Origin of the sequence: Protofrankia sp. CiT1, assembly GCF_917627335.1 — a bacterium.
Taxonomy (GTDB): domain Bacteria; phylum Actinomycetota; class Actinomycetes; order Frankiales; family Frankiaceae; genus Protofrankia.
This window is the reverse complement of sequence record NZ_CAKJTP010000067.1, coordinates 1-21354: the sequence shown is the minus strand read 5'-3', so window position 1 is coordinate 21354 and position 21354 is coordinate 1. Positions and strand designations below refer to the sequence as shown.

Below are 21354 nucleotides of genomic sequence, written 5' to 3'. Positions count from 1 at the left end.
CGCCGCTTCCGCGATAGTCCGCTCCCGATATCCTCCGTTGTCGCGGATGACGCCCAGGCGCTCGAGGACCTCCGTGCCGAGGTCCGGAGACGGAACCGTACCGTCGAGAACCATGAGTTTGAGGAGGCGCTTCGAACTGAATGCGCCGCGCGGGTCCAATACGGCCGGGAAATTGTTCAAAGGGTAATTTCTGATGTCACGGTCGTGGATCTGCACGACCGGGGATTCATCGACCGCCTGGTCGCGGGGATTTACTCGCTGGCCGGTGAGCCGATCGGTCCGGAGATCCGACGAGAGCTTGAGAAGCTACGCGGACAGGCACACCGGGCATTCGAGCGCGATCGTGCCACGGCTACAGTCCCCCCAACGGAGCCTCCGCCGACGGTGGGCTCATATCGTCCTCGGGATCCTGATGAAAGCCCGATCGCCACTCAGCCGACCATTTCCCGGCCCACGGGTGCTGATCTGACTCCTCTCGGACCAGCACCGCAGGCCGATGCCGATTACCGGCGGTCCCAGAACAACCGGCAGCCAACCTGGTCGTCGTCGCCCTCAACCTACGTTCCGCAGGCACTTCCCCCAGGGCAGCAGTCCCACCGTCCCGAATGGACTCCGGCTGCCGGGACTGGCACTTCCCCCGCCAGCGGCGTGGAGCAAAGCGGCCGACCTGGGAGGATAAATCTCGGGGACCCACGTGTCTTCGTTCCTATTATTTTTCTCATTTTCCTCATTCTCGTTGTTCTCATGATTGTGATAGCTGGCCAAGAAAAAAGTCCCGTTGGTATTTCTGTCGTTGGGGCGGACGGCGATTTCAAGAATGTTGTCAACAGCGGCGGAGTGTGGCAGGCGCCTGACGTCCCCGCGGTCTTCGCCGAGGCCGCGCTGCATGCGGCGAGCGCACGGCCAGCGCCGGATAAGATTATGCTGACGGTTTCCAGGAAGTGGCAGGACAGGGCTGTCAGCGCTTTGGACGGCGCCAGCGTCGAGGGCATCGGGGGTGTCAGTAGCAAGCCCGCCGGGGCGATTGTTATAATCGATCCCAAGGACGGCGGGGTACGGGCGGTCGCCACCCATGGCCAGGCGGCTGGCAACAACAATCTCGCCGTGGGCCTGGCTGTTGATCCCGGTGAGCTCACCGCGGTGCTCAGCGCGGTCGCGATGGACAAGGACGCACTCTCCCGGCTTGTCAACCCCAGTTCCGGGGAAGAAAAGTGCGGGAAGTTTCCGGATATGATTCGGTACCTCTGCCCGGGAACCGCGGCGTTCCTCCAACAGCAGCTGATCCAGGGCAGCTCGCTCGACAGGGTGCAGAAGATCGCGTGCGGTCTGGGATTCGACGGTATGCCTCATTCGGTGAACGGCGTCCAGGTCGCGGCGTCGTCGATACTGCTGGGGAAGAGCTGCGGGGCCACGTCAGCGGTGGCTGCTGATGCCCCGATCCGGGTCACGCCCTTTCAGCTGGCGGTGGTGGCGTCCGCATTGGCGGCCGGGAGCAACGGTAATCCTCCGCCCTGTCCGCATCTTCTCGTCGAAGCTCCAGCGAACAGGTGCGCGATCGGGATCGGTGACGTGAGGCTGGCTGTTGAGGCAGCGCAGGAAATACGCAAAGCAACGGCGGAGGGAAACCCGGGCTTTGCGCTGATGACGAGCTCGACCAGCGCCGGCTTTGTCGATGGCGACAAAGCCGGCTGGGCGGTCGGTTTCGCCCCGGCCAATAATCCAACAGTTGCTATCGCGGTGTGTGTGAGCGCTGCCACCACGGACCCGCAATCGGTACGGCTGGCCGCAAGGGATACCGCGGTCGCGGTTCTCCGGGAGGTCCAGTGATCTTCGCCGGAGGGCGCGGCTCGCGCGACGGCAGCCCGCTGGCTACCGGGCGGCTGCGTCGTCGGTGACCAGGTCACCGACGACGATAGTGGTGTCGTCGCGGGCTCCAGCGATCATAGCGGCGTCCACAAGCGCGTCGGCGGCCTGTTCGGGGCTCATGGTGCCGAGTTCCATCAGCAGACCGTCCAGCTGTTCGGGTGTCATGACCTTGGTGATGCCGTCGCTGGCGAGGACGACCCGGTCACCGGCCTGGACCGGCTCCTCCAGCAGGTCCAGCTCCACCTGTTCGTTGAGGCCGATCGCGTTCAGCAGCGGCCCGTTCTTGATGGCGTGCGGGGTGGTGAGCCGGCGAGGCCGGCCACGCCCGGGCTGCAGCCACACGGTGCTGTCCCCGACATGCGCGACGAACAGGGTCTCACCCGTGTCATGCTGCCGGCCGAGAACGACGACGTCGAGGGTGCAGGCCATGCCGTGCCAGGACGGCTCCTGCAGCGGCTTCTCCCGGACCGTCCGGTTGGCCCGGTCGAGCGCTCCCCGCAGGCCGTCGCGGGGGTCGGCCGCGTACTGCGGGCGGAAGCTCGCCACGGTGGTCACCGCAAGGGTGGAGGCGATCTGGCCGGCCGCTTCGCCACCGACCCCGTCGGCGACCGCCAGCAGGCCGTCGAGGACGACGAAGGCATCCTCGTTGGGACCGCCGCGCTTGCCTCGTCGGGTCCGCCCAGCGGCGGCCAGCCGCAGCGCTGGCGAGGTGGAGACATCGGGCTCGTTCGCGACCAGCGGGGATACCGGGGGAATCGTCTGCTCCGGTGGCAGCGTCGCGGCGGGGTCCTCCCGCGGGCCGCCAACCGCACCGGCGCCGGCATTGCCGTGGTCCGAATAGTCGGCGCTCATTCGAGTGATCGCCGTTTCGTCGGTACCAAAGCCATCCTGGCCGCCGGGCATGCCTCGTTCCACGTTGCCAGGGTACGGCCCGTCAGCACGGTGGCCGGCGGCGTGAGGCACGTCAATGCCTGTTGTCGCGGCCGGGGGCGGGTCGACGGGTGGCGGTGTCCACCCGGTCGTGTCCTGTTGACGGGGCTGTCCGGTGGCGGATGCCGCCGCGTTGACCGGTGCGGCTGTGGTGACCGCGGTCGCCGTGGCTTCGAAATCCCGATGCGCGGAGTCGTGGGCCGGCTGGGTCGACCAGACGTCCGGCTGCCTGTCGTCGGACAGGTCGGACAGCGTGACGTAGGCGGTCGTCGGTGGTTCACCGGATGGCGGTGGTATTGGCGTGGTGGGGGCCCCTGCGGTCCCTGAAAAGGCAGGCTGGCCCAGGCTGCCGGGGCCGGCGGAAGCCGCCGGTCCACCCGGTCCAGCCGGTCCACCCGCGCTGGCCGGACCCGCGCTGGCCGGTCTACCCGGTACGCCCGCTCCAGCGGCGCGGGTGGCAGCGGCCGGGTTTCTCAGGGAGCCCCGCAATGTCGCGAGGACCCCCTGCCGCCGACGTCGGCGTTGTCTGGGCCGTGGGCTCCCGGTGGGCGCCGCCGAGCGTGGCGGATGCGCCGGCCCTGGGCCGAATCCTGAGGCGCGGCTGGAGACGACGACGAAGAGAATCGCGCCGATCAGCAGCACCACGATCAATGTGATGGGTACCACCGAACTGTCCATGGCCTCCGTCCCCCACGTGCGGGTATTCCGATCACGCTAGCGGACGTCCGCGCTGGCGTCCCCCGTACCCACTCAATGGCATCAAGGCAGATCAGCCGATGGATGTGTCGCGACATCGACACAAGGGACCGACACGACTTGACCAGCGCTGACGAGCAGTGTCCGAAACGGGTCAGACCAGTGTCAGGCAGCCGCGCCATCGATGCCAGGACGAACCCGCGGGGACGGAGACGGTCCGTGGTCCGATGGGTGGCCAGGCACCGGTCAGGCCCGGACTGGTGCCCGGTCGGCGCACCGCAGGGCGCTGCGGGCGTGCTCGGCAAGGGCGGCGGCCCGGGGATGCCCGGCGATCTCGATCGCGCTGCACAGGGTCAGCACATCAACCCTCGCGTTCTCCGACGCGACGCAACCGGCCAGGTCGATCGCCTGGTAGCCGAGGTCGACAGCCTGCTCGACCTCGCCCGCGTCGACCTGGGCCACGCCTAGCCAGACCCGGTGGTGAACCAGCTCCCGCGGGTATTCACAGGCGTTGAGCTCGTCGACGGACCGGCTCAGATGCCCGATGGCGCTGGCGGCATCACCGAGGCACAACAGAGCCTTGCCGGCGTAGTACTCGATGGTCGACCGGGAGCACCAGTACACATAGTCCGGGTCCTGGGTGGGGTCGGCCCGCTCGATCTGGGTGAACGCCTCGGCGATCTCGGTCCGCACAGCCTGGATGTCGCCGGCCTGAGCGTGCGCGATGGCCAGGGAGCCGGCGAGTACCGCCTTCTCAGTCGCTGTGAGGACGTTCGCGGCACCCGCGCGGGCCGCGCGCAGCAGGATGACCGCGTCGGCGGGTTCGCCGTAGCGCACCGCCTGCTCGGCCATGCAGCGCAGGATGTTGGCGCCGATGGCCCGATCACCGGCCTCGTGGGCAGTACGCAGCGCTACCAGCCAGAACTGCTGGGCGATCTGGTGGCGGCCGCTGTCGAACGCGGCCCAGCCCGCCAGCCGGGCGAGTTCCGCCGCGACGGCATACAGCCGCGCGCGTTGGTCCTGGCTGTACGCGCCGGTGCGCAGCAGCCGGACGATCACCCGTAGCTCGGATACCGCAAGCCCATGTACGTCTTCCCCGCCGAGGACGTCGTCCATCCGCCGCAACGCGTCGACGCGCTCGGTGAAGCCGGCGACGAGCGCCTCGTTGATGTGCCTGCCGTTGAGTACCGCCACGGATCGGACGGGAGGCGCGACGAGCCAGGAGTGGACGACCGCGCCGAGCGTCGCGCTGGTGAAGGTGAGGACGGCGGGCCGTTGGACGCGGCTGGTCACCTCTTCCAGCGCGGCGTCAAGCCCATCGGACGCCCACAGGTGCTGGAGCGTCCATGGTGGGGCGTCAGCGGTCAGTGTGATTCCGTTGTGAACAAAACCGGCGCTGGCGGCGGTGGCCGCCGTGCCACGGCGAGAACGGCGGGCTCCAAGTTCCCGAGAAGCCCGTGACCGCCCGAGCAGACTGCTGGGTTCTCTCACGCCCGGCCTCCTCAAAATGGCCAGTCAGGAAATAGTCGTTGGCCTTGCAGCCGTAGTCGTAGGCTTCATCGTGATCACAGGTTGGTACCCGGGACATTCCAAGATAAACAGCAAAACCAGGCCGACGACTGCCGCTGGTGCAGCGTACGTCAGGCTCGGGGGCGGAACAAGTAGTGCAAGATTGCGTCCGCGGTGTTGTTATATCCCGAAGTGTGCAAGAAACCCAACGGTCGACCGGCTGTTGAGGTTCAACAGGTCGATGGTTGTGGTTGTTCAACCTCGTTGCCGCAACGTCCGTTCAGGCGGTGGCCGGGCTGCTGGCCGGGCTGGTGGCCGAGGTGCTGGTCGCGTTCACGGGCTGCTCCGGCACGCTGGGAATCCGTCCCGGCCGGCTGTTTGGCCCGATCATTTTGGCCCGATCATTCGGGACGGTCCCGAAGGCTGGGCACGGCTGGTGATCTGGAATGGTTTTCAAGGGCTGGGAAAATCCGGCTGCTCAGCTTCGCGCAGGATCTTCGCGCAAGCGGCGTCCGCGTAGCGGTGGCGCGAATATCATGCGCGTGGTCGCGGCGGAATCCCGCGCACGCAATTCCCGGTGTGCCGAGCGAAGGCCCCGGCTTAGAGCGCCCGAGGACAGGACTGTCCGGCTCGCGGCTCCCCGCGTCCCGCCCGGCCGCGTTGTCCTCAGTCGGCGCCCACCACCAGGGCGCCTTCCTCCGCCGCCTTGCCGGACCGGGCGCGGATGAGCCGCTCGCTGATCGAACGCCCTATCCTCGGGCGCTCTCAGGGATTATTGATCTTTGGCATGCCCGGTGGGCCCGGGGCCGTGGAGAGGGGTTCCCGACCCTCCGTCCAGAGCCGGGAACCCCTTGTATCCTCTGACGCTCGAGCGCGCCGCGGGGTTGGCGTCGAAGGCCGGTCAGATCTGGCGGCCCGGTCCTGATCAATCCCGATCGGTATTGATCAGCCTCGATCGGGGTGGACGAGGTCGAACACATACAGGCCTCCGTCGCCGCCGACGACAAGCCGGTCGTCGGTCGAGTACCAGGCGACCGAACGCAGCGGTCCGTCCACTGTCAACGCGGCGATGCACTCGAACGAACCGGTATGCCATACCCGGACCGACTGGTCGTCACCGGTGGTTGCGAGATATCTGCCATCGCGGGTGAAAGCGAGGTCGGTCACTCGGCCCGCGTGGCCGGTGACGGTTCTGGCCGCGGAACCGGTCCGATGATCGAAAACGTGGATGTTGCCGTCGATGGCCCCGCACACGACATCGTGACCGCTCGGCGCCAGCTTCATCACCGCCACCGTGAATCCCTCCCACTGGGTGGTATCCAGTGGTCTTCCGGTCGGGAGGCTCCAGCGCCGGAAGGTGCCGGTGCCGTCGACGGAAACCAGGGTCCTCTCGTCAGCGGTGATGTCGATCGCGCGGACGTACTGTTCGCAGTGCAGGGACGTGGTCGTGCCCCGCCGGATCCGCAGTCGCCTCGTGGTGTCGGCAACCGCGGTCAGGCGGCTGACGTGGATCCATCGGCCGAGCCGTCCGGCGAAGGCTATGTACTGATCCTGTGGACTGATCACTACTTGGGCGGGCGGCTGGACGGACGGCATGCGGGCAAGCGGCTGGCCTGAGCCGGTCTCGTAGAGACGGACGTAGTGGTCCTCCCCGGCGAGGGCGAGGATTTCGCCGTCCCGGCTGACCGCGAGCGAGGTGATTCCGGCGCCGGGCAGGACCCGCAGCTCGAGCCTGCTGGAGGAGTCCACCAGATGGACGCCGTCATGTTCCGCCGCGGCGAACCAGCCGTCGTTCGGGTGCGTCAGCACCGCGGCGGTACTGCCCGCGAAGACCGGCCGCTCGACCGGGCGGAAGCTTCGTCCGGCCCCCGGCCAGGCGCGGGAGGCGTCCCACAACCGGACGGTCGTGTCCTCGCCTGCTGAGATGATGGTTCCGTCCTCGTTGAGGGCGACTGCGGTGACCGGACCGGAGTGTCCGTGCAGGACCGCCCGCCGGTCGTCGTCGGTGAGGTCCCAGACCCGGACCGTTCCGTCGTGGCCGCCCGAGACCAGCCGGTCGAGGCTGGGATGTACGGCCAGTGCAGTCACTTTTCCGGTGTGGCCGGAAAACGAGTGGGTCACCGTGCCGGTGGACCATTTTGTGATCTCTATCCGTCCGCTTTCCTCGCCGACGACGAGCCGTGAGCCGTCCGCGGTCAGCGCCACACAATGGCGCGGGCTCAGCCGTACCTGACGTGCCTGGCTTATATTGGTCGCGAGATTCACGAAATAGAAGACGTCGATCTTGCCGCCGGCGCAGACGATATGGTTCCCATCCGGGCTGAATGCCAGCGGCTTCGCGCTCATGATGCCACGGATGACCCGGCGCTCCTGGCCGGTGTCGACATCGATCACCCGAAGCGAGTCCTGATCGGTGCAGGCATACCAGCGGCCGGTCGGATCAAGCAGCGGTGAGCGGCCGCCCGCGAAGGGACGGGTCACGGTGAGGTCGCCGGCCGCCACGTCCAGCCGCAGCAGGAAACCTTCGCTTGTCGTGAGGAGGAGATACTTCGAATCAGGAGTAAACCGGACGGAGAGGATCAACCCGCTCTTCGCCGGAGGAAAAACCATGCTTTGCTGGCCGCCGCTGGTCTCGCTGACCCGAACGGATGTGTCCGAACCCGCCGCCGCGACCCATCGACCATCCGGACTGGCCGCGATACCAACGACAACGCGTGGGTTGCCGGTGAGGACACGCAGCAGGGCGGGGTCTGGGAGATCGGGCATCGGCCAGGCGGGGGTGATGCGCCCGGCTGGCTGGGCCGCGCTGAAGGTCCGGGCTGCCGCGCCGAAGTCCGGATCATCCCATAACCGGCTGACGAGGGTGGCCGCCTGCGCGTGCGCGGGGTCGGTCGGAGTCAGCAGGTAGGCGTTCTGTTCGATGCGGGTCCGCAGCAGGGGCGCACGCGGGTCCCGGGCCAGCGCCAGGTCCGCGTTGATCGCGGCGACTCCGTGCAGCCGCAGGCGAGCTGTTACCCAGCGTAAGTCAATGACCAGTGCGTCCAGCTCGATCCCTGCCGGGTCACGTGCCGTGTCGTCAGTGGTGCTCTCGGCGGTATCGGCGGTCGTGTCGTCGGCGGTATCGGCGGTATCGGCCGCTGTGTTGTCGATCATGTCGGCCATGCCAGCTATGCTGGCTAGGCGCAGGTGTCCGGCGAGGTGGTTCCACAGGTAGGGCTCGTCGGGCGAAAGCGCCCACCAGGCGGTATGCCCATCCGGTTCGGTTGGGAGGCCGATACGGTGCGCGTCTATCAGCGCGCGGTGCAGCGACGGTAACCGATCAGCGTCACCGCCAGGCCGGTCGGCGGCGTATTCGTGGCGCAACGCGCGGCGGATGTCGTCATGCAGCCGCAGCCCTGGTTCGGTCGCGCCGGCCGCGGTCGCGAGGGCGAGGCGTAACAGGTCGCCGCACAGACGGCTGCTGTCCTGCGGACTCAACTGGTCCAGCTGGGCCCAGAAACGTTCAAGCGTGACATACGGGATCGTCACATCCTCACTGAACACCGCAAGCGCCGTGACGAGCGGCAGGCGATCGTCACCGATCAAGGTCAGGCTGGCCGCGACCGCTGAGCTGACCGCATCGGAGCGCGATTCGCCGTCCGTAAGTGGGGACGGAAGGGTGTTGGACGGTGTTGCGGGCCATGACGGACCGGATGGCGGTGGACCGGACGGCGGTGGAGCGGATAGCGCTGGAGCGGATAGCGGTGGAGCGGCTCGTGACGGTCCGGCTTGTGACGGTCCGGGGCGCAGTAGTCCGGGGCGTAGTAGTCCGGGGCGGTGCTCCGAAGCGCGTTCCACCCAGGCGACGGCTTCGGCGAGCGTCGTGCCGGCATTCATCCGGGCCCGGAGCTGGCCGTTGACCAAAGAGATCAGCACTGGCCAGCCGCCCGTCATCGACAGCAGGCCCGTCAGGTCCGCGCCTGTCAGGGCGTCCCGTGACAGGCCTGTCGTCAACAGGTCGAATGCCTGGTCAGGTGGCATTTCGTTGACCGCGACCGCTCGTGCGTCGGCCGGGATGATACTGGGAATGCGGGTTGTCATCAACCGTATACAGCCGTGCCCGCCGATGAGAAACGGCTCGATTTGGTCGGTTCGCCACGCGTCGTCCACGACCAGCAGCCGGCGGCCGGTTCCACCCGTCGCGTCCTGGCCCGGACGGTCAAGGAGGCGGCCGAGATGGCGCCCGGCCTGGAGCGGGTCGACGAACGTCGGACGCCGCCCGTCGAGCACCTCGGCGAGCTGATTGACACGTCCAGCGAGATCCGGGCCGGAGATCTGCTCGCCGAGCGTCGTCCACAGGATGCCGCCGGAGAACCACTCCAGCACCTCGGGATCGGCACACAGAGCCTGGGCAAGGGTCGTTTTGCCCAGCCCGCCGGCACCGTGCAGCGCCGTGGTCATTGCCACCGGCCTGCCGTCGTGCGCACACAGCAGATCTACCAGCGGCCGGGACAGCTCGGGCCGCGGAATAGGGACCCGGGTCAGCTCTGGAGCCATGTTCACCGGTCCGGAGCGCGTTGCCCCGCTGGCCCCGATGTCCGCGCCGCTCGGGGCAAGTTCGACCAGAGCCTGGTAGAGCGCTCGCTCGAGACCGTCCGGGGTGGTGAAGTAGTGCGCGGTCACTCCGGAGTTCACCACCTCCTGCCGGAACACGGCTTGGCGTGGTCCGTGGTCGAGGTCGATGACGGCTTCCGCCTGGATGCTCGCCTTCTCGTCAAGCAGGAACGCCAGCCGGGGCATGCCGAGCTCAGCGGCCGTCCGGAACTCCAGCTCGGTGTAGGAGATATCGGGTGAGTCTTGGACGGGTGACCCGTAACGGAAGCCGAAAAGACCGACATAGACATCGGCGGTGGCAACCGCCTCCTCGCAGTAGCTGGCCGTTTTACCGTCCCGCGCGGTGAAATAGGCCATGTCGACGATGACATGCCCGGCGCGACTGACCGCCCGCTCGGCGGCATGGACGAACGAACCGGCCGCACCGGTGGGAAACCGCCGCAGCTCGGAGGTATGACTGAGAAATATCCGCAGCACCCTCGTCGCTCTACGCACAGGTGAACGGTACACAGCTGTCGCGGCCCCGGTTTCGGCGGCGCTCTTGGAGGCTCCGGCAACAGGGAACGCCGCATCGCGGGGCTGGGGCACGCACGCCAGCCCCGTTCCTTGATCCACGCTTCTGTCGCGGGCACTCTTATCGGTTCACGGGCCTGTTGATATATGACGTCCGCGCGTAATCACCAGGCGTTCCCGTTCGGTGCGCGCCCCGGTGGCGATCAACCCGCGAGGTACGGGGGAACGCGCGGGTCCACCGTGTTCCCACCGGGACGCGAACAGAAGGTAACGAATTTCGTACCATCGGTGCAAGCTCTCGGCTTTGGCTCGGTGGCAAGCGGCCAGCGGCCAGCGGCCAGCGGTCAGCGGTCAGCGGTCAGCGGGTCCGGGTGGGGACGGTCTCGTCGCCGTGGGTGCCAGCCTGGTCGCCGGTCCGGTCGGTGGCGGTAGCACAGGTTCTGACCAGCGTGAAAGCGTCGAAGGGGACGGGCGAGGGGGCGGAGCTGTCGTAGACGGTCACTCGGATGCGGGTTGCGCCGCCAGGTTCGCCCGGATCCACGTCGAAGCCGGCGAATGCGTACGGATGCTCCGGCGCGCGCAGCGCCAGCCAGGGCGCTGGTTCGCGGGCGTGAATCGCGCGAAGCCGCGTCGGGTCGGATTTCCGCGGCTCTCCGCCAACGATCACTCGGCCTTCGGGCGGATCGAACAGCTTGCCGGCTGACGGCGCTGAGGAGCCGCCCGTTCCAAGGACCATGTGGACGGTTCCGGCTGAGGTGTCGATCACATCTGTCTCGTATGACGCCGGCCGCGGCGTGAGCACCTCTGAGCCATCGACTACCCCACGTAGTGGATATGTCCGTTCGTAATGATGCTCGTGCCCACACAGGACAAGGTCCACCTCGAAGGCATCGAACAACGGCAGCCATTCCTGACGGATTCCGAGGTCGGCGCCGTTGTGCTGTGCGGCGCTTGACACGGCGGTCTGGTGCATACAGACAATGATCCAGTTAATGCTCGGATCAGCGCGGGCCTGGCGCAGGGTTTTCGCGAGCCAGGCCCGTTGCCGGCCGCCACTGTAACCGCGAATGTACATCATGCCAGCGTCCTGATAGCAGATGTCGTCATTCTGCAGGACGACAAAACGCACGCCCGAAACGGTGAAGGCATACCACAGGCCGGCGACAGCCGGATTCGCGCGGTCAGTGATTTCGCCAACGGCGTCGAGGTCATCAGCGGGATCAGTGCTGTCGGGCAGGAGAAAGCGGCTTTGGTAAGCGCTCAGCCCATGCGCTCCGTTACCGCGTTCGACCTCGTGGTTGCCAGCGGCGGGCATCCACGGGCGGTGCCGAGCGGATATGCTGATCATGTTGAACCAGTCAGACCATGCCCGGAGTGGGTTGCTGCGCTGATTGGCGTACGACAGATCGCCGACGATCAGGGTGAACAGCGGGTTGATGCGTTCGATGCCGGTCACGACGTGCTCGGACGCCGGGGTGCCGAACGGGTCGTAGGCAGCGGACGTTCCTTGATCACCAAAGCAGGTAAACGTGAAGCGCGCCCGGCCGTCGGGTGCCGTCCGCAGCGTCCCACCCTCGACGCGGGCGATCCGGTCATGCAGTACCTCGTACACGTACATGGCATCCGGCTCGAGGTTCCCGAGCAAGGCGTGATGATTGATCACGTCCATGCCGGTGACGCCATCGGTGTACACCCGGGTGACAGCGGGGACCTCGCGATCGAGACCGCCCGGAGGGCTGCCGAAGCGTACCCGCGGGTGGCGGACCATGATCGGTGTCGTCCATGACACGGCCATTGATCTCGCCGGGTCCGGGCCGAACGTCAGATGGATGTGTTCAACGGGAGTTCCCGCGCGCGGGGCCAACTACCCTCCTCGCTTTTTGTCACCATCACCGTTACCGTTGACTGCTGTTGCTGTCTGCTATGCCATGGTGTCAACGCTATCCGGAGGACATGGACGAGTTCCGCCGGCCACACCGACGGGTATCGGACAGCCCGTGAAGGGTTCGGGGCGGTTTGTGGGATGCCGCACAGCCGGTATGGCGAACATGGCGAAGGGGCGGCTCCGCTGCCGCGGAACCGCCCCTTCCTGATCCAGGGTCCTACCCGTAAGACGACTCCTACTCGCTGGACTTGGCCAGATCGATCGGCAGCGCGTCAGGCACCTGGTTCGGCTTTGGTTCACCTCGGAAGGTGAACGTGGCGGCCTCGCCTTCGCCCTCGACATCGCCGACGACGATCTCGCCGGGACGCAGCGTCCCGTACAGGATCCTCTCGGACAGGACGTCCTCGATCTCCCGCTGGATCGTCCGGCGCAGCGGCCGGGCGCCCAGCACCGGGTCATAGCCCTTCTTGGCGAGCAGCGCCTTGGCGGCGGGGGTCAGCTCCAGCGCCATGTCCTTGTTCTTCAGCTGGACGTCCACCCGGGCCAGCATGAGGTCCACGATCTGGATGATCTCTTGCTCGGACAGCTGGTGGAAGACGATGATGTCGTCGATCCGGTTCAGGAACTCAGGCCGGAAGTGCTGCTTGAGCTCGTCCTGGACCTTCGCCTTCATCCGCTCGTAATCGATGGCGCCCTGCCCGGTCGCGAACCCGATGCCGGGGCCCTTGGAGATGTCCCGGGTGCCCAGGTTCGACGTCATGATCAGAACGGTGTTCTTGAAGTCCACCAGCCGGCCCTGGGAGTCGGTCAGCCGACCATCCTCCAGGATCTGCAGAAGAGTGTTGAACACATCCGGGTGGGCTTTCTCGACCTCGTCGAACAAGACGACCGAGAATGGCTTGCGGCGCACCCGCTCGGTGAGCTGGCCGCCCTCCTCATACCCGACATAACCGGGCGGAGAACCCACCAGTCGCGAGACCGTGTGCTTCTCCATGTACTCGGACATGTCGAGCTGGATCAGCGAATCCTCGTCACCGAACAAGAACTCCGCCAGCGTCTTGGACAGCTCGGTCTTACCGACACCGGACGGGCCGGCGAAGATGAACGAGCCACCGGGACGCTTCGGGTCCTTCAAGCCCGCGCGGGTACGCCGGATCGCCTGGGAGACAGCCTTGATGGCCTGCTCCTGGCCGATGACACGGCGGTGCAGCTCGTCTTCCATGCGCAGGAGACGGGCGGTCTCCTCCTCGGTGAGCTTGAAGACGGGGATGCCGGTCCAGATCGCCAGCACCTCCGCGATCTCCTCGTCGCCGACCTCGGCGACGACGTCCATGTCGCCGGCCTTCCATTCCTTCTCCCGCTTGGCCTTCTCAGCCAGGAGGGTCTTCTCCTTGTCACGCAGCGACGCGGCCTTCTCGAAATCCTGCGCGTCGATCGCGGACTCCTTGTCCCGGCGGACGCTGGCGATGCGCTCGTCGAACTCGCGCAGGTCCGGCGGAGCGGTCATCCGGCGGATACGCATCCGGGACCCGGCCTCGTCGATGAGGTCGATCGCCTTGTCCGGCAGGAACCGGTCGGAGATGTACCGGTCGGCCAGCGACGCCGCGGCGACCAGCGCGCCGTCGGTGATCGACACCCGGTGGTGCGCCTCGTAGCGGTCGCGTAGGCCCTTGAGGATCTCGATGGTGTGTGCCACCGACGGCTCCGCGACCTGGATGGGCTGGAACCGGCGCTCGAGCGCGGCGTCCTTCTCCAGGTGCTTGCGGTACTCGTCCAGGGTGGTGGCACCGATCGTCTGCAGCTCGCCGCGCGCCAGCATCGGCTTGAGGATGGAGGCGGCGTCGATCGCGCCCTCGGCGGCGCCCGCGCCGACGAGCGTGTGGAGCTCGTCGATGAACAGGATGATGTCGCCGCGGGTGCGGATCTCCTTGAGGACCTTCTTGAGGCGTTCCTCGAAGTCACCGCGGTAGCGGGACCCGGCGACCAGCGCGCCGAGATCGAGGGTGTACAGCTGCTTGTCCTTCAGGGTCTCGGGGACCTCGCCCTTGACGATCGCCTGTGCCAGCCCCTCGACGACCGCGGTCTTGCCGACCCCGGGCTCGCCGATCAGTACCGGGTTGTTCTTCGTCCGGCGTGACAGCACCTGCATGACGCGCTCGATCTCCTTCTCGCGCCCGATGACCGGGTCGAGCTTGGACTCACGAGCGGCCGCGGTGAGGTTACGGCCGAACTGGTCGAGGACCAGCGAAGTCGACGGGGTGCCCTCGGCCGGGGCACCGGCGGTGGCGGGGTCGCCCTTGCCCTGGTAGCCGGACAGGAGCTGGATGACCTGCTGGCGGACCCGGTTGAGGTCGGCGCCGAGCTTGACCAGTACCTGCGCGGCGACGCCTTCGCCCTCACGGATCAGTCCGAGCAGGATGTGCTCGGTGCCGATGTAGTTGTGGCCGAGTTGCAGGGCCTCCCGCAGGGACAGCTCGAGCACCTTCTTGGCCCGGGGCGTGAACGGGATGTGCCCGCTCGGCGCCTGCTGGCCTTGCCCGATGATCTCCTCGACCTGTGACCGAACACCCTCGAGGGAGATCCCGAGCGACTCAAGTGCCTTGGCGGCGACGCCCTCCCCCTCGTGGATCAGTCCGAGCAGGATGTGCTCGGTGCCGATGTAGTTGTGGTTGAGCATCCTGGCTTCTTCCTGAGCCAGGACGACGACCCGACGTGCCCGGTCGGTGAATCTCTCGAACATGTGCGCTCCTTCGAGCGGTGCGACCGACCACACGGCAGCCGGTATCCGCATGCTAGCTCCGCCGAGGCATGTCCCCACGCATCGAACGGAAACCTACCCGCCGGCCTCGCCCTCTTCGTCGTGGACGGCGGGCCAACCGGGACAGTCGGCCCACCAGCGAAGACGTCTTGGTCAACGGTGACCGACCGGGAGCGATTCCGTCCCGCTGTTCCGCCGAGAGCAGAACGAAATCTCATGATTACCGGGTCGGTGTGCCCAGCTACCGGGTGATCGGGTCACACCCGATCATTGGTGGTCAAGGGTCTCGGTCCAGATGTCAGTCGCTTGCCGCTAGTTGCTGAAAGTGATATTTTGTGTACTTTTGGTTATAGTCTTGTATAAAAGATGAAAAATCTTACTTGTTGATTGCGCTACAGTAGCTAATTGTATCCGCTGTTGGGCGGAGGGCAAGTAGTGATCACCAGGCAGCCTTGCGCTGGCCGCCTGGAAAACAAAAGCAAGAGGCTCTGGCTGGTTCGATGGCCGGGATTTTCCGTGCCCCGAACGCTGGATTGGTTATCGGGGGAGCGGCTGACAACAATGCTGATTGTCATGGCTCGGCGCGACCGCGGTGACCGGGCGTGTGGTCTTTATAACCGCAATGCCTGATCGATGATCAACGGATCGCTATCACGCCATGGGGGCAAAATTATCTACCAATCAACTTTTTTCAGCCAGAAAATACCCAATATTCAGCTCGCGCTTCTGGCTGGAGGCCGCGCTGCCCGCACCCCTCGGCTCCTGCTAGCATCACCTCTCAGGGCATTTTTTGGGGGATGTCACTACATGCACTATCCGGCTTGCGTCTGCCACGAAGAGCTGCCGATGACCGATTGGGGTCGGTCATCGACGGATCGTCTGGAAGGTAACAGCAGGCCGTGTCGTCACAATCTACCGTACGTTACCGGGAGTCGACTTGTCGACCGATGGAACGGGGGGGAACGCGTGGGGGGATGAACCGGCTCTTAACACCATCGAGTCACCGTCGTCTCCGCTCTGCCGCATGGGAGCTCGCTCGCCGCCGATCGTCAGGCGCGGTGGGAGCCGATGGCCCGAAAGCGGCTGTCCGCCGGGGCCTGTTGCCCGGCAAACGGATCGATCCGTGTGGGCGGGGCCACGCGGCCGATCGGCGGGCGGAGCTGGCGATCGCCACCGCTGTCCTGCTCTCCCTTGTTTCGGCCTGTGGAGCATCGGCTGGATCGGCGAGCGTGTCCGGACGAAAAGCGAGCGTGACCGTTTCCCTCGCGGGCCGGCCCCTGAATCCGACGGTCGTCCAGCCAGCCAGCCACCTCATCGACACGAATGGATCTCCGTTTGATGTGCGGTCGGGGACCGCGGGCAGGCTGGCGTTCGTGTTTTTCGGCTACACCCACTGCCCGGACGTCTGCCCGACAACGGCAGCCGACATTGCCGCGGCTCTCGGTCAGCAAACCCCGGCCGTTCGGGCCAGGACCACCTTTGTTTTTGTGACGACCGATCCTGAGCGTGACTCGCCGCAGACGATGCGTCGATGGCTTGATCAGTTCGACACATCCTTCATCGGCCTCACTGGAAAATGGGCGGACATCGCTGACTACGCAGCGGCCCTCGGGCTCCCGGTCGTTCCGCCCGAACAGGCAGCCGATGGGAGCTGGCTGGTTCAGCACGTGTCCCGAGTGACCGCCTTCGCGCCGGATGGCACCGCCCGCGCCGGATATTTTCCCAGCACGACCGTCGCTGACTATTCACATGATATTCCCCTGTTGCTGGAGAATCGGTTGTAGTGGGTGCCTTTCCGTGTACACAGCATGTACGCACGATACGCGCACTGACCGTCGGGGAGGAGATCCGGGACATGCGGAGGACTCGCAGCGGTGACCGGCAAACGCAGCTGTGGCGGGGGCGGCCACTATGAGCCGGCCCGTGTGCGGCGGCAGTCCAGGACCTTTTTCCCGGTAACACCTCGCGGTCCGGCAGCCAGCACGGAACTCGGCGGTTCACCCCCCGATCTTGGGTTGTAGTTGATACCCGTAAGGTGAAAGGAACGACCTTGCTGTCTGCCCTTGTCTCGGCAGCAATCGTTATCATTGCTCTCACGCTGTTCGCGACATCCGGCACCAATCTGTGGTGGATGCTGCACGCATGGCGCACGCCTGAAACGTACCACGAGACCTTCTACCTGCCGGCCATGGGCAAACCCTGCCACAGTTTTTCGATTATCGTTCCCGCCCGCCACGAGAGCGAGGCGGTGTTGAGCGCGACCGTCGCCCGTCTCGTCAGCCAGACGCACCCGCAGGTGGAAATAATTCTGGCTGTCGGCCACGATGACCCATCGACTGTGCAGGTGGTACAGAAAATTGCCGCCGGCCAGCCAGGTCTGAAAATCTCGGTCGACCAGTCCGCAGTCAAGAACAAACCGCGTCAGCTGAACACCGCCCTCGCGGACTGTACCGGCGACATCGTAGGCGTCTTCGACGCGGAGTCACTGGCGGCCGCGGAACTGCTCGCCCATGTTGACGAGGTATTTCAGACGAGTAATGCCGACGTCGTCCAGGGTGCGGTCCAGCTCGTCAACTTCCAGTCCAGCTGGTTTTCTCTCCGCAACTGTCTGGAATATTATTTCTGGTTCCGTTCACGGCTGCATCTGCATGCCCAGAAGCAGTTCATCCCGCTCGGTGGAAACACCGTGTTCGTACGCCGGACGCTGCTCAACGAAGTGAACGGATGGGATGGTAACTGCCTCGCCGAGGACTGCGATCTTGGTGTCCGCCTGTCCGCGCTCGGCCGCAAGGTCAGTGTCGCCTTCGATCCTCGTCTCGTCACCCGAGAGGAGACACCTGACACGATATACGCCCTGGTGAAGCAACGGACCAGGTGGAATCTCGGTTTTATGCAGGTACTCCATAAGGGCGACTGGCGGAAGCTGCCGACCCGCCGGGCGCGGAACCTCGCCCGCTTCACCCTTACGCAACCGATGACACAGGCGTTTTCGGGACTAGTGCTCCCGGTCGCGCTGTTGACTGTCGTGGCCGGTAAGTTCCCGATGGTCGTCACGTTGACCTCCTTTCTGCCGGCTGTCCCGACGATCGCCATGCTCGGCTTCGAGGCGGCTGCGCTCCGGGCATTCGGCCGGGATTACGACTTTCGTATCCGGGTTCGTGACTATGCCAGTCTCGTGTTCTTTATGCCCGCCTATCAGCTGATCCTCTCGTGGGCGGCCGTGAGATCAGCCTTTCGTTTCTTCGCCGGAAACTTCGAGTGGGAGAAGACCGCCCACGCCGGAGCCCATCTGAGTACATCCGCAACCGCCGACGACGCGGCCTGAAGAAAGTCAGGGGGATCCGAACGTGTCCATGACCGCAGTGCTACCGCAGCCAGTCCTGAGCGCCTTACGAACACCCGCGGCGGCGGTCGACCGGCAGCGGCGGCGGTGGCCGGATGTAGCGATCATCATGGGGCTAGTGATGATCACAACCATAGTTCTACTTGTCAACCTCCACGGTTACCCGACTGTCCAGGACGACGAGGGAACCTATCTCTCCCAGGCCGAATGGGTGCGGGCGCACGGCGCGCTGTCGCCATACACCTACTGGTATGACCATCCGCCGTTCGGCTGGATACAGCTGGCCGCGCTTTCCTGGATCCCGGCCTTCCACGGGGGCTCGCTGACGGTCTCGTCTGGGCGCGCCATCATGCTCCTCTACGCCGATGCCTCGGCTGCGCTGCTCTACCTGCTGGCTCGTCGGCTGGATATCCGCCGGCCCTTTGCCGTCCTGGCCGTCCTGCTGTTCGTCTGTTCGCCGATCTCCGTGACCTTTCTGCGTCAGGTGTATCTGGACAACCTCGCGATCCCATGGCTTATCGCGGCCTTCTACTTCGCCTGTACGCCCCGTCAGCACCTCTGGCACTATGTGCTGGCCGGAGTTTTTCTCGCGGTTACCGTGCTGACCAAGGAGACCACCGCCATACTGGTGCCCGCCGTGGCGCTCGCGGGCTGGCAGTCCAGTTACGCGAGGACCCGGGATTTCGCCTCCGTGGGCTTCTGGTCAGGTTTTGTGCTGATTTGCCTGGTATATCCCTTGATGGCTTTATTGAAAAATGAGCTGTTCGCTGGCCCCATCCGTGTGTCGCTGCAGGCCGCGATGGAGTTCCAGTTCGTGAAACGGTCCGGCTCGGGCTCGGTGTTCGACCCGGTTGCGTCGGCTCACGCCACGGCCCTCGGCTGGGTGCAGCTGGACCGGTGGCTGCTGATTCTGGGTGCCCTGAGCGCTCTTTTCGCGCTCACCATCCGTCGGCTTCGCCCGATCGGGCTGGTGGTCGTGCTGCTGGGAATCACCTTGCTACGAAAAGGCTATCTGCCGCAGATGTTCATCATCGTGGCGCTGCCCTTTCTCGCGCTGTGCGTGGGTGGCGTGGTCGACCAGGCGTGGTCGACCACGCGGCGGTGGGGCAAGCCGGCGCGACTGATCGGCGACGGCAGCCTGCTCGCGGCTTTTACCGTCGGCATCGTGGCGCTCGGTGCCGCATGGCAGCCTGGCCTCGCGCGGGCTTTCACATCTTCTAACAATACGGAACACGTCGCGGCCGTAGCTTATCTGCGAACCTCGGCGATCCCACGGGACAGTCGTATCGTCGTGGATAACACGATGTGGCAGGATGTTTACCATGCCGGCTTCTCTTCACCCTGGCATACGATTTGGTACTACAAAGTAGATCTTGACAGTGCGGCAAAGAAAGAGCTGCCGGACGGCTGGCGCGATCTGGACTACATCATCCTCACACCATTCATGCGGCAGGATATTTCGACTCTCGGGCTGACTACGATGGGTATCGCGGTCGAACACTCGCGGGTAGTCGCACGTTTTGGCACGGGTCCGGCCGCGGTTGAGCTCCGAGCGGTGACAAAGTGATCCACAGCCGCGCTGAATCGACGGCGGACAGGCGACAAGCGGCTTTCAAGACTGTCTGAAAACCAGTGGATCTGGGGGTAGCGTGAGTCGAAAAAAGAAACAGGCGGCGGGTGCCGCCGTCGAGTCCCCGTCAGCGTCCCCGCAGGAGCCCGAACCGGGTCCGGCGGAGCGGGCGGCGGTCGATGGGATTCCCGCACAGTATTCAAGAGCGGAATCCGGGCCGCGGCCGCAGCTGACGGTGATCGTGCCGACGCGAAACGAGGCGGGTAACGTGATGCCGCTTCTCAACCGGGTGGACGCGGCGCTCAGCGGTATGGCTGCCGAAGTTCTGTTCGTCGACGACTCCACCGACCACACGCCACAGACTGTGGAAAGCGTTCGGCGGAACTTCAACGTGACGGTCCGTCTTTATCATCGTGCACCGGCTGTCCGTTGGGGGGGACTCGGCGGTGCGGTCGTCGACGGGCTCCGCTCGGCACGCTCTCCTTACGCGGTCGTGATGGACGGCGATCTTCAGCATCCGCCGGAAGCTCTGCCGACGCTGTATGACGCCGCAGTCGCCAATCAGGCGGACATGGTGATCGCCAGTCGCTATCGCGGGAACGGGGACGCCGCCGGACTGGCCAATGGTATGCGCAGGTTTGTGTCGTCCGGCGCAAGTCTTGTCTCCCGGTTGGTTTTCCCCCGCCGGCTGCGGGGTGTGACCGATGTGATGAGTGGATTCTTCCTCGTCCGGGTTGGCGCGCTTCATCTTGATAATCTGCAGCCAAGTGGCTACAAAATTTTGCTTGAGCTGCTCGTCCGCATGGACAAGATCAGTGTAGCGGAGATCCCGTACTCGTTTGCGAAACGGCATACGGGCGAATCCAATGCCTCCGTCCTCGAAGGGCTGCGGTTTGTTCGGCATCTTTTCTGGCTCCGGGTTCCGCGAGCGGCGCGCTTCGCGCTCGTTGGCGCGACGGGGCTATTGCCCAACGTTCTCGGTACCGCCGCACTTGTCCTGCTCGGATTGCATTACACTGTCGCCGCCATAGCGGCTACGCAAATCGCGAACGGGTGGAACTTCCTCGGCTGTGAACTACTCGTCTGGCCCGACAAAAAGGGCTCCTGGCGGCACCGGATCGGGCCCTTCATGCTGCTTAACAGCAGCGATCTGTTCCTGCGGCTGCCACTGCTCGCCTTTTTTGTCGAAAAGTGGGGCCTGAGCGTTATGGCTGGCACTCTGCTGACGCTGGCCATCGCGTTCGCGTTACGATTTCTGCTTATCGACCGGTTGGTCTACCGGCGCCGTGGGAAGAAAGCCACCGGACACCTGCCCGAAACGGCGATCATGGTTGAGCGGGAGGCATTTGAAAACGTGTTAGCCGAACATACGGCATGAACCCGCAAGCGGCGGCTGCCGATGGTCCAGCTGGGACCTCCGACAGCCCAGCCCGGACAACCGCGGCAAGTCCCACAGCCTTGCCGGCAGTTTACCGCCCCACTGCTGGTGGGGACCTGGGCGGCTGCCCCGAGAACTCTGGAGAAGATGATTGTCGATGACAGGTCCTGAAAATATCGGGCGCCGTCGCCGATGGCGGCGCTGGCAAACTGCCAGATCACTCGGTGCGCTATCCGTGGCGGTCATGTTCACGGCGCTTCTCGGGCCCGTGGCAGCCGCGCCACGGGCGGCCCTGGCTGCCGCGACGAATATG

Annotated in this window: 12 protein-coding genes; 6 read left to right on the top strand and 6 right to left on the bottom strand. The window is 65.5% G+C overall.

What is annotated here, in order from left to right; genetic code table 11:
- Nucleotides 1-216 (bottom strand): hypothetical protein (locus MJ785_RS12755; protein ID WP_239381035.1); only part of this gene is annotated, 216 nt, incomplete at its 3' end.
- A 528-nt stretch (nucleotides 217-744) separates the two neighbouring features.
- On the opposite strand from MJ785_RS12755, the gene MJ785_RS12750 reads away from it, so the two are divergent.
- On the top strand, nucleotides 745-1827 hold the full coding sequence (locus tag MJ785_RS12750) for a hypothetical protein (protein WP_239381026.1): 1083 nt from the start codon (nucleotides 745-747) through the stop codon (nucleotides 1825-1827).
- Nucleotides 1828-1869: 42 nt separating this feature from the next.
- On the opposite strand, the gene MJ785_RS12745 is transcribed toward MJ785_RS12750, so the two are convergent.
- Together MJ785_RS12745 and MJ785_RS12740 are read right to left on the bottom strand one after the other, a co-directional pair.
- Complete coding sequence (locus MJ785_RS12745; protein ID WP_239381024.1) at nucleotides 1870-3474, bottom strand: PP2C family serine/threonine-protein phosphatase; 1605 nt, start codon at nucleotides 3472-3474, stop codon at nucleotides 1870-1872.
- Between the two features lie 264 nt (nucleotides 3475-3738).
- Nucleotides 3739-4983, bottom strand: coding sequence for an XRE family transcriptional regulator (locus MJ785_RS12740; protein WP_239310016.1), 1245 nt, complete (start codon nucleotides 4981-4983; stop codon nucleotides 3739-3741).
- Nucleotides 4984-5252: 269 nt separating this feature from the next.
- Here MJ785_RS12740 and MJ785_RS12735 point away from each other — a divergent pair, with 269 nt between their 5' ends.
- Nucleotides 5253-5441: a hypothetical protein gene (locus MJ785_RS12735; protein ID WP_239310017.1), complete on the top strand. Its 189-nt coding sequence runs from the start codon at nucleotides 5253-5255 to the stop codon at nucleotides 5439-5441.
- A 505-nt stretch (nucleotides 5442-5946) separates the two neighbouring features.
- On the opposite strand, the gene MJ785_RS12730 is transcribed toward MJ785_RS12735, so the two are convergent.
- The 3 genes from MJ785_RS12730 to MJ785_RS12720 all read right to left on the bottom strand — a co-directional run bounded on the left by MJ785_RS12730 (nucleotide 5947) and on the right by MJ785_RS12720 (nucleotide 14732).
- Entirely contained in the window at nucleotides 5947-10089 is a 4143-nt protein-coding gene (locus tag MJ785_RS12730; protein WP_239381022.1) for a DUF4062 domain-containing protein, read from the bottom strand.
- Between the two features lie 376 nt (nucleotides 10090-10465).
- Nucleotides 10466-11971 carry a metallophosphoesterase family protein gene (locus MJ785_RS12725; RefSeq protein ID WP_255727649.1) on the bottom strand — a complete coding sequence of 502 codons (1506 nt, stop codon included), beginning with the start codon at nucleotides 11969-11971 and terminating at the stop codon, nucleotides 10466-10468.
- Between the two features lie 256 nt (nucleotides 11972-12227).
- Entirely contained in the window at nucleotides 12228-14732 is a 2505-nt protein-coding gene (locus MJ785_RS12720; protein WP_239310302.1) for an ATP-dependent Clp protease ATP-binding subunit, read from the bottom strand.
- 1268 nt (nucleotides 14733-16000) lie between these two features.
- Here MJ785_RS12720 and MJ785_RS12715 point away from each other — a divergent pair.
- From MJ785_RS12715 to MJ785_RS12700, 4 genes are all read left to right on the top strand, one after another.
- On the top strand, nucleotides 16001-16534 hold the full coding sequence (locus MJ785_RS12715; protein WP_239381018.1) for an SCO family protein: 534 nt from the start codon (nucleotides 16001-16003) through the stop codon (nucleotides 16532-16534).
- A 266-nt stretch (nucleotides 16535-16800) separates the two neighbouring features.
- The gene (locus tag MJ785_RS12710; RefSeq protein ID WP_239310304.1) at nucleotides 16801-18075 is read left to right on the top strand and encodes a glycosyltransferase family 2 protein; all 1275 of its coding nucleotides are present in this window, start codon (nucleotides 16801-16803) and stop codon (nucleotides 18073-18075) included.
- Between the two features lie 28 nt (nucleotides 18076-18103).
- Nucleotides 18104-19660, top strand: a complete 1557-nt coding sequence (locus tag MJ785_RS12705; RefSeq protein ID WP_239310317.1) for a glycosyltransferase family 39 protein — start codon at nucleotides 18104-18106, stop codon at nucleotides 19658-19660.
- A gap of 238 nt (nucleotides 19661-19898) precedes the next feature.
- On the top strand, nucleotides 19899-21041 hold the full coding sequence (locus MJ785_RS12700; protein ID WP_239348245.1) for a glycosyltransferase family 2 protein: 1143 nt from the start codon (nucleotides 19899-19901) through the stop codon (nucleotides 21039-21041).
- Nucleotides 21042-21354 lie beyond the last annotated feature (313 nt).

Excerpts from the sequence above, each read along its gene's own strand:
- MJ785_RS12705 (WP_239310317.1), top strand. The coding sequence starts at position 18,104 with ATGACCGCAGTGCTACCGCAGCCAGTCCTGAGCGCCTTACGAACACCC.
- MJ785_RS12720 (WP_239310302.1), bottom strand. The coding sequence starts at position 14,732 with ATGTTCGAGAGATTCACCGACCGGGCACGTCGGGTCGTCGTCCTGGCT.
- MJ785_RS12745 (WP_239381024.1), bottom strand. The coding sequence starts at position 3,474 with ATGGACAGTTCGGTGGTACCCATCACATTGATCGTGGTGCTGCTGATC.
- MJ785_RS12750 (WP_239381026.1), top strand. The coding sequence starts at position 745 with ATGATTGTGATAGCTGGCCAAGAAAAAAGTCCCGTTGGTATTTCTGTC.